10 protein-coding genes are annotated in these 11646 nt (G+C 39.4%); 5 read left to right on the top strand and 5 right to left on the bottom strand.

Annotated elements, in window-relative coordinates; genetic code table 11:
• Positions 1-199: 199 nt before the first annotated feature.
• Positions 200-1807, bottom strand: a complete 1608-nt coding sequence (locus NLF99_RS03705) for an acyl-CoA carboxylase subunit beta (protein WP_185212752.1) — start codon at positions 1805-1807, stop codon at positions 200-202.
• Positions 1808-1943: 136 nt separating this feature from the next.
• Here NLF99_RS03705 and NLF99_RS03700 point away from each other — a divergent pair, with 136 nt between their 5' ends.
• The 3 genes from NLF99_RS03700 to NLF99_RS03690 are packed head-to-tail and all read left to right on the top strand — an operon-like array spanning position 1944 to position 4678.
• Positions 1944-3095 (top strand): acyl-CoA dehydrogenase family protein, encoded by a 1152-nt coding sequence (locus NLF99_RS03700; RefSeq protein ID WP_185212753.1) that lies wholly within the window; start codon positions 1944-1946, stop codon positions 3093-3095.
• Complete coding sequence (locus tag NLF99_RS03695; protein ID WP_254526753.1) at positions 3085-3942, top strand: hydroxymethylglutaryl-CoA lyase; 858 nt, start codon at positions 3085-3087, stop codon at positions 3940-3942. Before NLF99_RS03700 ends, NLF99_RS03695 begins: the two co-directional genes overlap by 11 nt.
• Positions 3932-4678 carry an enoyl-CoA hydratase/isomerase family protein gene (locus tag NLF99_RS03690; RefSeq protein ID WP_254526752.1) on the top strand — a complete coding sequence of 249 codons (747 nt, stop codon included), beginning with the start codon at positions 3932-3934 and terminating at the stop codon, positions 4676-4678. Before NLF99_RS03695 ends, NLF99_RS03690 begins: the two co-directional genes overlap by 11 nt.
• Here NLF99_RS03690 and NLF99_RS03685 read toward each other — a convergent pair.
• Positions 4675-5427, bottom strand: coding sequence for a ScpA family protein (locus tag NLF99_RS03685; RefSeq protein WP_185218592.1), 753 nt, complete (start codon positions 5425-5427; stop codon positions 4675-4677). The two genes, NLF99_RS03690 and NLF99_RS03685, sit on opposite strands and share 4 nt — an antisense overlap.
• 151 nt (positions 5428-5578) lie before the next feature.
• Here NLF99_RS03685 and dxs point away from each other — a divergent pair, with 151 nt between their 5' ends.
• Both dxs and dnaA read left to right on the top strand, forming a co-directional pair.
• A complete protein-coding gene (gene dxs / locus NLF99_RS03680) occupies positions 5579-7507 on the top strand; it encodes a 1-deoxy-D-xylulose-5-phosphate synthase (protein WP_185212757.1) in 1929 nt (642 codons plus the stop codon).
• Positions 7508-7859: 352 nt separating this feature from the next.
• A complete protein-coding gene (dnaA, locus tag NLF99_RS03675; RefSeq protein WP_093099955.1) occupies positions 7860-9287 on the top strand; it encodes a chromosomal replication initiator protein DnaA in 1428 nt (475 codons plus the stop codon).
• 182 nt (positions 9288-9469) lie between these two features.
• Here dnaA and NLF99_RS03670 read toward each other — a convergent pair whose 3' ends face one another.
• From NLF99_RS03670 to NLF99_RS03660, 3 genes are all read right to left on the bottom strand, one after another.
• Positions 9470-9841 carry a hypothetical protein gene (locus NLF99_RS03670; RefSeq protein WP_093099957.1) on the bottom strand — a complete coding sequence of 124 codons (372 nt, stop codon included), beginning with the start codon at positions 9839-9841 and terminating at the stop codon, positions 9470-9472.
• 307 nt (positions 9842-10148) lie between these two features.
• Positions 10149-11180 carry a tetraacyldisaccharide 4'-kinase gene (gene lpxK, locus NLF99_RS03665; protein WP_254526751.1) on the bottom strand — a complete coding sequence of 344 codons (1032 nt, stop codon included), beginning with the start codon at positions 11178-11180 and terminating at the stop codon, positions 10149-10151.
• Positions 11181-11182: 2 nt separating this feature from the next.
• Entirely contained in the window at positions 11183-11641 is a 459-nt protein-coding gene (locus NLF99_RS03660; RefSeq protein WP_254526750.1) for a gliding motility lipoprotein GldH, read from the bottom strand.
• Between the last annotated feature and the right edge of the window lie 5 nt (positions 11642-11646).

Here is an 11646-nt window from a genome sequence, read left to right as displayed (position 1 = left end):
CAATGTGTCTCGAATGAGAGTAAAAGGAAGTCCATAAAAACTGCTCTATTCGAACAGAAACACATTTATTAAAAATTTTATAGATTATGGAATTTTCAGGTACTGTACAGTGGCTTTATAGGAAAAGAAAAAGGAAAGCTTTGTTATGATAAACAAGGCTTTCCTTTTATAATTTTATGATTTTGACAATCGCTTACCGCTAAGTTTGGATCACGCCAACATTGTATTTTCCGATCTCTGTATTATGCGATGCAGCTTCTATACCCATGGAAATAATTTTTCTGGTATCGGCTGGATCGATCACTCCATCTACCCATAATCTGGAGGCTGCATAGTAAGGGCTCAATTGCTCATTATAGGTCTTTTCGATATCCTGTAAAAGCTTGTTTTTGTCCGCTTCACTCAGGCTGATATTCTTTGATTTTAAGGCTGCTTCTTGGATCTGCAACAAAGTTTTACCTGCAGATGCACCGCTCATTACCGCTATTTTGGCGGTAGGCCATGCATAGATCAATCGAGGATCATAAGCTTTGCCACACATCGCGTAATTACCTGCTCCATAGCTATTTCCTACCATAAACGTGAATTTTGGCACTACGGAATTGGCCATGGCATTCACCATTTTAGCACCATCCTTGATAATTCCACCATGCTCTGCCCTGGAACCCACCATAAAACCGGTGATGTCCTGAAAGAATAGCAATGGTATTTTCTGTTGGTTACAGTTCATGATAAAACGGGCTGCCTTATCAGCTGAATCTGAATAGATCACTCCACCCATCTGCATTTCTGTTGAACCTCCAGGTTTCTTGGCCTTAACCACTTCCCGTTGATTGGCCACTATGCCCACTGCCCATCCATCTACCCGAGCCAAGGCACAGATCAGGGTCTTGCCATAATCTGCTTTATATTCTTCTAAGGAACCACTATCGACTATACATTTCAGGATTTCAACCATATTGTAGGGCTTCAATCTATCTTCAGGCATATAATCATAGAGTTTTTCCATCGGATATTCTGGCTCCTTCGCTTCTATCCTTGAATATTGATAGGTAGGTTCAGAACCGAATTTATCCACTATATTTTTGATGGCATCCAAGCAACTCTCATCATTCGGATATTTATTGTCGGTAACACCTGAAATTTCACAATGCGTATCTGCTCCGCCTAAGGACTCATTATCAATGACTTCTCCAATAGATGATTTCACCAGGTAAGATCCTGCTAAAAATACAGATCCGGTACCTTCGACAATCAGTGCATAATCAGACATGATGGGCAAATAGGCACCACCAGCCACACAAGAACCCATAATGGCAGAAATCTGGGGGATACCCATGGAAGAAAGCTTGGCATTATTTCTAAAGATCCTTCCAAAATGCTCTTTATCAGGGAATATTTCAGCTTGCATAGGTAGAAAGACACCGGCAGAATCTACCAAATAGATAATGGGAATATGGTTTTCCATGGCTATTTCCTGAGCTCTCAGGTTTTTCTTACAGGTCATCGGAAACCAGGCTCCGGCCTTGACCGTAGCATCATTTGATACAATCACACATAACCTATTCTTAACATAGCCCAAGACCACGACTACCCCAGCATTTGGGCAACCACCATGTTCTTCGTACTGCCCATCGGCAGCAAAGACACCAATCTCGGTGAAATCCCTATCCTCATCTAATAGGTATAGGACCCGTTCCCATGCCGATAATTTTCCTTTTTCGTGTTGTTTTTGGATTTTGTCCAAGCCTCCACCTAACAGTAGTTTTTCTCTTTTCCTTTGGAGTTCTTCTAATTGGCCTCGCATAGCTTTATTGAAATAATGTAATTTATTAGGTTCTGAAATATTAAATTATTATAAATATCATAAAATATTATTTGTTTTTTATAATATTTGTAAGAAACATTTGTAACCCAAATATAAACTTAATTAAAATAATATTATGTATAACCTCGGTTCTAAAGAAGAATTGACACTAGTTAGAGAGAGTGCCCGTAATTTTGCAAATGCCTATATAAAACCTCATGTGATGAAGTGGGATGAGGCTCAAATTTTCCCTGTTGAACTATTCAAAAACTTAGGTGATCATGGTTTCATGGGCATCTTGGTTCCTGAAGAATATGGTGGATCTGGACTGAACTACCAAGAATATATTACCATTTTAGATGAGATTTCAAAAGTATGTGGTTCTATTGGTCTATCGGTGGCTGCCCATAATTCATTGTGTACCAATCATATCCTAAGCTTTGCCAATGAGGAGCAGAAAAGAAAATACCTTCCGAAACTGGCTAAGGCAGAATGGATTGGCGCTTGGGGATTGACAGAGCCAGGCTCTGGTTCTGATGCTGGCGGCATGAATACCACAGCGGTCCAAGACGGAGATTATTTCATCTTAAACGGAGATAAAACCTTTATTACCCATGCCATTTCTGGTGATGTAGCTGTAGTTATGGCTAGGACGGGTGAAAAAGGCGATAAAAAAGGAATTTCTGCTTTTATCGTAGAAAAAGGAATGGAAGGTTTTTCCGCTGGAGCGAAGATGGATAAATTGGGAATGCGTGCCTCTGAAACAGGTTCTTTATTTTTCGATAATTGCCGGATCCATAAGGATCAATTGATCGGTGAAATAGGTGATGGTTTTGTGCAGGCCCTGAAATTATTGGATGGAGGTAGGATCTCAATTGCCGCCCTATCCTTGGGAATAGCGAGAGGTGCCTATGAATGTGCATTGAAATATGCCAATGAAAGGGAACAATTCCAGACTAAAATTTTTGATTTTCAAGCGGTTGGTTTTAATTTAGCGGATATGGCTACGAAAATTACTGCTTCTGAACTATTGATCAGACAAGCGGGTGATTTGAAAGATCATGGTCAAAAAGTGACCAAAGAAGGCGCCATGGCTAAATTATATGCTTCGGAAACGGCTGTTGAGGTATCAAACGATGCTGTACAGATTCTTGGTGGCTATGGATTTACCAAGGATTTTCCTGCTGAAAAGTACTTTAGGGACGCTAAATTATGTACTATTGGTGAAGGAACAAGCTCTATCCAACGCATGGTCATTGCAAGAGAGATAAAAAAAGATGTACAATAAAGAACAGGTAACCCTAGTGGATTGCCCTCGAGATGCCATACAAGGTATCCTTTATCAGATTCCAACAGAAAAGAAAATTGCTTATATCAATCAGTTGATAAAAAGCCAGGTCTTTGATTGCATAGACTTTGGAAGCTTTGTTTCGCCAAAGGCGGTTCCGCAATTGAGTGATACGCAAGCTGTATTGGAAGGCCTGGAAAAGGATGATCGGGTAAAGCTATTGGCAATCATCGCGAATAAAAGAGGTGCTGAAATAGGTTCCGAAATGGAGAAAATTGACTATTTAGGTTATCCTTTCTCCATTTCGGAAACCTTTCAGAAAAAGAACACCAACGCCAGTATTTCGCAGGCCTATGAAGCTGTCAAGGAAATCTTGGGTATCATGGGCAGAAATGAAAAGCAGGAGTTGGTCGTCTATATATCCATGGCATTTGGTAATCCTTATGGTGACCATTGGGACATGGATCTGGTTTCGGAATGGATATATAACCTGAATGCCATTGGTGTAAAGAACTTCTCTATTGCTGATACCACTTCTGAGGCTACTCCAGATAGCATCAAGGACCTGTTCCATAAAATTACAAAGGAATTTACGGATATTCCTTTCAGTGCGCATTTCCATTCGCCGATCGAGAGTGCCCTATTGAAAGTAGACGCGGCTTATTCGGCGGGTTGCAGACGCTTTGAAGGAGCTGTATTAGGTTATGGAGGCTGTCCATTTGCCAAAGATGAGCTGGTTGGAAATATTCCTTCGGAATTGTTAGTGGATCGGTTCAATAAAGCTAACTTTGATACAATGTCTGGACTGATGCAGGGATTTCAAAATTTGATCAAGCATGAATTATAAATTCATTCAAACCGAAATAAAGGAACATGTTTTTACCTTGACCTTGGATAGGGAAGCTAAGCGCAATGCTTTTACCCCTACCACAGTCAATGAGGTGGCCCATGCCCTGGAGCAAGCGGAAGCCAATGATCAGGTCCATGTATTGGTTCTAAGGGCAAATGGCCCTGTATTTTGTGCCGGAATGGACCTCAAGACCTATCAAAATCCGGAAATGGATAGTCCAAATCCTGCTATCGTTAATATGGAACGTTCCTTGGGCGAGATCTTTGATCAGTTCAGTAAGCCATCAATAGCTATCGTTGAAGGCGATGTCATCGCCGGAGGTTTTCTCTATATCTTGGGCTGTACCTATGTATTTGCGAAAAAAGAACTGAATTTTAGGTTGCCGGAAATTTCTCTGGGCATCTTTCCTTTCCAGGTGATGGCTGGCTTGAAGAAGATCATGTCTGAAAAACAGATTTTGCAATTATGTTTTGACCCAAGCCCTTTCCAGACCGATAAGGCTATAGAACTGGGATTGGTCGACGGCTATTTGGAACAGGATAAAATTGATGATTTGATTGCTTCCTTTGCTGATAAGAGCATTTATGCCATGCAGGCAGGGATGAAGGCCTTAAAGGCTATCCGTGACATGGAGTCTGATAAGCAGTATGCCTTTCTCCTGGAGTCTCTGCAGAACCTAAAGGATAGGGATGAAGTGAAGAAATTTATGGCTGAAAGGCTCAATAAGAACTAAGAGACCTTCTTTTCTATCCAGAAATTATTGAATCCAAGGCCTACTTCTATATCCAGTAGTTTTTGTTGCAACATCTCCAAGATGGCCAAGAAATTATAGACAAACTGTACCTTGTTTTCAGAATTCTTTGCCAATGCTGAAAAATCCATTGATTTATTGATCTCAATTAATTCAGCGATCGCTTTTTTCTGTTGTTCTATGCTATAGGGGTATTTCACTACGGTATGCGTGACATCCTGTACGCGATGGGAAAAATTGAACATCACCCTTTCGTAGACCAACATCAGTTTATATAGGTCAAAGCTGGAAAGTTCCTCATCTATGGTCTGAGCCTTGGCTTCACGTGCTATCTTCAGGTCGATTTCGGTATTTCCCCTTTCATAAAATTTGGACCTACGGTCCTCCAGATCTTTCAGCTCTTCGCAGATTTCCTTGAATTGCTTGTACAGGACAAGCTTTTGGACTAATTCCTTTTTCAGGTCGATCTCGTTTTCATTCTCATCCAGTTCAGGACGTGGAAGCAGCATTTTAGCCTTGATGCGCATCAAGGTCGAGGCAACAAAGATAAATTCAGAGGCTAATTCTATGTTCAGGGACTGCATATGTTGGATATAGGCCAAGAAATCATCTGTGATCTTAGAGATAGGAATATCATGGATATTCAATTCATCCCTTTCAATAAAGAATAGCAAAAGGTCAAAGGGTCCTTCGAACTGTGCCAGTTTAATCTCGTAGTTTGTCGCGTCCATAGAATATGCTCAAAAATAAGGATTTGCTTGTATAAAAAGATGGAATTCATTCGAATAAAGCAAAACAATGCAGCAGATTAAATTGTATATATATTCCATAGTTAAAAGAATAAATTGTTACTTTGTATCTTATTTCGAAATTTTTTCATTTATGCAGGTAGAAGCAGGACCGCTATTACAAAAAATTCAATTTCCATCTGATCTTCGAAATTTGAAGGAATCGGAACTTGAAGAGGTTTGTAAAGAGCTGAGACAGTTTATCATCGATATCGTTTCTGTAAACGGCGGACATTTTGCAGCTAGTTTAGGTGTAGTGGAACTTACCGTAGCGTTGCATTATGCATTGAATACTCCTTATGACCAGGTCATTTTTGATGTCGGTCATCAGGCTTATGGACACAAGATACTGACGGGTAGAAGGGAAGAATTCCATACGAACCGTATTTTAGGCGGGCTTTCTGGATTTCCTAAACGTGGTGAAAGTGAATACGATGCTTTTGGTGTAGGACACTCCTCCACTTCCATTTCTGCTGCTTTGGGAATGGCAGTTGCCTCTGCATATAAGGGTGAAACCGATAGGCAGCATGTTGCTGTAATCGGTGATGGTGCCTTGACCGGCGGCATGGCCTTTGAAGCATTGAACCATGCTGGGATCGAAAAGTCAAATCTATTGGTTATTCTGAACGACAACTGTATGTCCATTGACCCGAACGTAGGGGCGATGAAAGAATACCTGACCAGTATAACCACTTCAAAAAGTTACAATCGATTTAGGGATGATTTGGTGTCCGTATTGGAGAAGATTTCCAAGAAGGGTCCAAATGCTTATGGCTGGGCTAAAAAGCTCGAGCAGAGCATTAAAGGTACCTTGTTGAAGAACTCTAACCTATTTGAATCCCTAAACTTTAGATATTTTGGTCCTGTTGATGGACATGACGTCAATAAATTGGTGAAAACCATCGAGGATCTGAAGCATATCAATGGTCCTAAGTTGTTGCATGTGGTTACCGTAAAGGGTAAAGGCTATGCATTGGCAGAAAAGGACCAAACAAAATGGCATGCTCCCGGTCTTTTTGACAAGATCACCGGAGAAATCAAGAAATCTATTTCTGAGAAACCCCAACCACCGAAATACCAAGATGTATTTGGTCATTCATTGGTGGAATTGGCGGAAACAAACGATAAGATCATGGGGATTACTCCGGCTATGCCGAGTGGATCTTCTATGAACATCATGATGAAGGCAATGCCGGATAGGGCATTTGATGTGGGCATTGCGGAACAGCATGCTGTTACATTCAGTGCAGGTCTGGCCGCTCAAGGTTTGGTTCCTTTCTGTAATATCTATTCATCTTTTATGCAAAGGGCATACGATCAGGTTATCCACGATGTAGCCTTGCAGAAGCTGAATGTGGTATTCTGTTTGGATAGAGCCGGTTTGGTGGGTGCTGACGGCCCTACGCACCATGGTGCTTACGATATTGCGTTTATGCGCTGTGTTCCGAATATGGTCTTGGCTTCGCCAATGAACGAAGAGGAACTGCGGAACCTGATGTATACGGCTCAGTTGCCGGATCAAGGCCCCTTTACCATCCGCTACCCTCGTGGCAATGGCGTGATGCCGGATTGGAAGCTTCCGTTTAAGGAAATTCCGATCGGTAAAGGCAGAAAGATCTGTGATGGTGAAGAAATAGCTATTTTATCCTTCGGCCATATCGGTAATGAAGCCAGTAAGGCTATCTTGAAACTGCGTGAAGATGGTATCCATCCTGCACATTATGATATGCGGTTTGCAAAACCACTCGATGAAGCTTTGTTACACGAAGTATTTAAAAAGTATAGCAAAGTGATTACCGTAGAGGACGGTTGTTTGCCGGGCGGGATTGGATCTGCAATCCTAGAGTTTATGGCAGACCATCATTACGAGGCTCAGGTGGTACGTTTGGGAATCCCAGATGGTATTGTGGAGCACGGTGAGCAGGCAGAATTATGGCATATATGTGGATATGATGCTGCTGGAATTGAGGCTCAGGTTAGGAAATTAACAAAAGGCATAAAAACCGAAACTTTGGTAGGATAATTGCTCTATTAGAGCAGGTATTTCAAAGACAATCAAGCGTCTACAAGAGGAAGCCCACAGGCTTCCTTTTTTATTAAAAGTTTTCCACATTTATTTTTCCTTGCTTAATTTTTGCTTTAAAAACTCCTATAAATAGGGTATCAAAATATATGTGTTAATAAAATAATTTTGCACTAATATTTTGGACAAAATATGCTAAAAATTACAATTAAAATGTTGTTTTTTAGTTACTTACCTTTTTTTTGTCAATTTAATTTTTTAGCTCATTTTTTTTTGTCATATTCGTTGTAGGCAAAAGTTATGAACAGAAATTTTGTCAATTATTGGTTTTCAAGTTATTAACAAATTCAGAATGGAAAAAACGTGTACAAGTGTTTGGGAAAGTTGTCTTGCAGTAATAAAAGATAATATACCAACGCAAAGTTTTAAAACATGGTTCGAGCCCGTTAAAGCTGTACGTCTAGAAGGAAACGTTTTAACTATTCAAGTACCAAGTCTGTTCTTCTATGAGTGGCTGGAAGAACATTATGTAGGTATTCTCAGAAAAACAGTTAAAAAATTCTTGGGTGAACAAGGCCGACTGGAATACAACATCGTTGTAGAGAAGTCATCTGCTAACCCACCTTACACCACCAACATTCCGTCGAATGGAAATGGTGCCGAGGGAAAGAAGCAATCAATTCCTGTTCCTGTTGCATTGAACAAGAACATCAAAAATCCTTTTGTAATTCCGGGGTTAAAGAAATTACAAGTTGATCCTCAATTAAATCAAAATTATACGTTCGACAATTTTATAGAAGGCGAATGTAACCGTTTGGCTCGTTCGGCTGGATATGCTGTCGCAAATAAACCAGGAGGAACTTCTTTCAACCCTTTGATGGTCTATGGAGATGTGGGTTTAGGTAAAACTCACCTCGCTCAAGCAATCGGTAATGAAATCAAAAGAAACTTACCAGATAAACTGGTAATCTACGTGTCATGTGAAAAGTTCTGTCAGCAGTTCGTTGACTCTTTGAAGAATAACACCATCAATGATTTCGTGAATTTTTACCAAGCAATGGATGTCATCATCATGGATGATGTGCATAATTTTGCTGGAAAAGAGAAAACACAGGATATATTCTTCCACATTTTTAATCACTTGCACCAAACAGGCAAACAGATCATCTTAACATCTGATAAAGCACCTAAGGATCTTTCTGGTCTCGAAGAAAGATTGTTAAGCCGCTTTAAATGGGGATTATCAGCCGATATTCAGGTTCCTGATCTAGAAACCAGGATGGCCATCCTTAAGAAAAAGATGTACTCAGATGGTATTGAGCTGCCAGAAAGTGTAGTGGAATATGTGGCGAATCAGATTGACAACAGTGTCCGAGAATTAGAAGGAGCAATGGTTTCTTTATTGGCGCAATCTACTCTGAACAAAAGAGAGATTGATCTGAACTTAGCAAAGTCGATGTTAAAGAACTTTGTGAAGAACACCCATAAGGAAATCTCAATGGAGTACATCCAAAAACTAGTATGTGAATACTTTGAGGTACCAGTTGAAATGGTTAAATCCAAAGTCCGTAAACGCGAAATCGTACAAGCAAGACAGATTTCAATGTATTTGGCAAAGAACCATACCAAATCTTCGCTGAAATCTATCGGTAATTTCTTTGGCGGTCGTGACCACTCTACCGTAATCTATGCTTGCCAAACAGTTGAAGACCTTATCGAAACCGATAAGAAATTCAAGACTTATGTGCAAGACATCCAAAAGAAATTAAAAGCTTCTTAAAAAACACATTGTAAAGAAAGAAATTGAAAAGCTTGGGAGAACATCCCAAGCTTTTTTATTTTGATACTATCCGAATAGTCTAAAGACTTTCTACCAATTACTTTCATCTACTTAAAAAGTAGAAAAGGGACTGCAGCTACTGCAGTCCCTTTTCTATTTATGAAACATGAATATTAGTTAGATTATTGTACTTGTTTCGGCTCTGGCATAGTAGCTTTTTTCGCTGCACGAGCTTCTACAATCTTAGCGTACAATGGTTTTTGTTCATCAGTCAACAAATCAGATACTTTTTTGTCTAGATCTGAATTCAAAGCCTCAATTTGAGTAGCTTTTGCATCAGCTGCTGCTGTAGTGTCTGCCTTTAAAGCCAATTTAGCTTTTTTGTGCTCTAGTACTACATTATAGATTTGTGCCTGTTGATCTTCTGTCAAGTTCAACTGTTGTGTCCATTCGGTTACAGTTGCTTTTGCTTTCTCTTCTGGATTTACTTCCTGAGCAAATGTTAGAGTTAGTGAAAATAATACTGCGGATACTGCTAAAAATAACTTTTTCATGATTTTAATTTTTTTGTTTAATACTTTATTATTTACTCCGTTTCTGTACAATAAATAACAGTCGAATTGTATCTTTTATTGTATGATTGTATCATGTTTGTTACTTTTTAACATTTCTTAACAAGATAATAATACAAACTCAGGGTGATTAAATTTAAAGATTATTGGCCCTACGTATGTTTGGAGCATGATTCTAGTTAAATTCTAATTATTTCAGTTGAATTGAAAAAATATTACAATATGTGACAAAAAAGAAAAAGCTACTTGATGTCAAGTAGCTTTTATTTATCGATAATTGATAAGTTCCTTATGATTTATTTTCTATCGAACTTTCTAATTCTTGAAAAAACTCAATTTCCTTTTCGATAACAATATCAATTGGTATATAAAACGTTGGGATATCTTTCAGTTTATTCAGGTCCAGTCGCTGCGCATCCTTTTCGGTCGTCAAAAGGATAGCGTCCTTGCTTTCATTTAATTTTTCGAACCGTCCTGTGATTACCTTATAATCGAAATCATCAAATTGATGATGGTCTGCGAATTTTAAATGCTCAATCTTTATTCCTTGACTATTTAGGTGCTGTACAAGTGGTTTGGGATTTGCAATCCCTGTGATAAGTAAGATAGTCTTTCTTGAAATAGGATGGTCTGATTCAGTATTGTTTAAAGGAATCCATTCCTTATAGCCTATACGGCTATAAAAGATGCCTGCCCTGCTGTTATGTTTCCTGATCTTTTCCTGGATCTTTAATTTGTTTTCAAATGGAATATAATCAGGGCACTTGCTAATGAGGATAAGATCTGCCCTTTTGGTCTGATCAAAGGTATCTCGATATTGGCCCGTTGGCAATAATATAATAGGCTCTAGGATGGAATGGTATTCAAAGACTAAAATAGAAGAGGTTGGCTTCACCTTACGGTGCTGATATGCATCATCAAGCAGGACCAGGTCATGGTCTTTATTTAGGATTTCAATGCCCTCTGCCCTATTTTCATCCACAGATATGCTGATATCTGGAAAGTTCTTTTTGAATTGCAAAGGTTCATCGCCAACATTTTCAACGAGGTCATCCACTTGGACCAACCGAAAGCCTTTGGTTTTCCTGCCATAGCCCCGGCTTAGGGTCGCAAGCCGATATTTGTCCTTGAAATGGGCAATAAGTTTTTGGGTTAATGGGCTTTTTCCTGCTCCACCTACCGCCAAATTACCGATCACAATAGTTTTGATGTCAAATGTCCTAGACGAGAGGATATTTAGGTCATACAACTTGTTTCTTACCCAAATTATTAAGGTATAGAGGATGGTAAAGGGAAGCAACGACCACCTTAAAAGCTGCATATCTATTTCTTGATTAACTTGATTCCAACATCGTTTATTCCCCTCAAAGGATTGTCACGCATGTTCTGTTGGATTGAAAATACATATTTTCCCGTATCCGGAAAAGTAAAATTCTCCTGCAACAGTTTGGTCTGCTCGTACAAATTACCGGCAGAAGGGCCAATCCAGCGTCCATCAGCTTCCGCTAACTTGAAATTATAGTGGGCACTGCTATCTAGGATTCCTAAACCTTTTTGTTTGATTCCAAATGAAAAATTGGAATATGGATAGTAGGCGGTATGCCTTAGGTTGATAAACAGATCGTACTTATCTTGTTTATTCTGTACATCTACCTCAAATTGAGGTTTAAAACCGTTATCCCAGAGTTGACCTGGGATAACGGAATTTCTTTCATAGAATGCCCCTTCCTGACAGGAGGTCAGTAAAAGAGCAACAATAGCTATGAATACAGTTCTATGCATAGGAT

Origin of the sequence: Sphingobacterium sp. LZ11T8, from assembly GCF_024261425.1 — a bacterium.
In the GTDB taxonomy this organism is placed as follows: domain Bacteria; phylum Bacteroidota; class Bacteroidia; order Sphingobacteriales; family Sphingobacteriaceae; genus Sphingobacterium.
The sequence above is the reverse complement of the archived record's forward strand: the minus strand, read 5'-3'. Positions and strand labels throughout refer to the sequence as shown.

What these genes read in the sequence shown, in the direction of transcription:
- NLF99_RS03705 (WP_185212752.1), bottom strand. Translation starts at nt 1,807, where the DNA reads ATGCGAGGCCAATTAGAAGAACTCCAAAGGAAAAGAGAAAAACTACTG.
- NLF99_RS03700 (WP_185212753.1), top strand. Translation starts at nt 1,944, where the DNA reads ATGTATAACCTCGGTTCTAAAGAAGAATTGACACTAGTTAGAGAGAGT.
- NLF99_RS03695 (WP_254526753.1), top strand. Translation starts at nt 3,085, where the DNA reads ATGTACAATAAAGAACAGGTAACCCTAGTGGATTGCCCTCGAGATGCC.
- NLF99_RS03690 (WP_254526752.1), top strand. Translation starts at nt 3,932, where the DNA reads ATGAATTATAAATTCATTCAAACCGAAATAAAGGAACATGTTTTTACC.
- NLF99_RS03685 (WP_185218592.1), bottom strand. Translation starts at nt 5,427, where the DNA reads ATGGACGCGACAAACTACGAGATTAAACTGGCACAGTTCGAAGGACCC.
- dxs (WP_185212757.1), top strand. Translation starts at nt 5,579, where the DNA reads ATGCAGGTAGAAGCAGGACCGCTATTACAAAAAATTCAATTTCCATCT.
- dnaA (WP_093099955.1), top strand. Translation starts at nt 7,860, where the DNA reads ATGGAAAAAACGTGTACAAGTGTTTGGGAAAGTTGTCTTGCAGTAATA.
- NLF99_RS03670 (WP_093099957.1), bottom strand. Translation starts at nt 9,841, where the DNA reads ATGAAAAAGTTATTTTTAGCAGTATCCGCAGTATTATTTTCACTAACT.
- lpxK (WP_254526751.1), bottom strand. Translation starts at nt 11,180, where the DNA reads ATGCAGCTTTTAAGGTGGTCGTTGCTTCCCTTTACCATCCTCTATACC.
- NLF99_RS03660 (WP_254526750.1), bottom strand. Translation starts at nt 11,641, where the DNA reads ATGCATAGAACTGTATTCATAGCTATTGTTGCTCTTTTACTGACCTCC.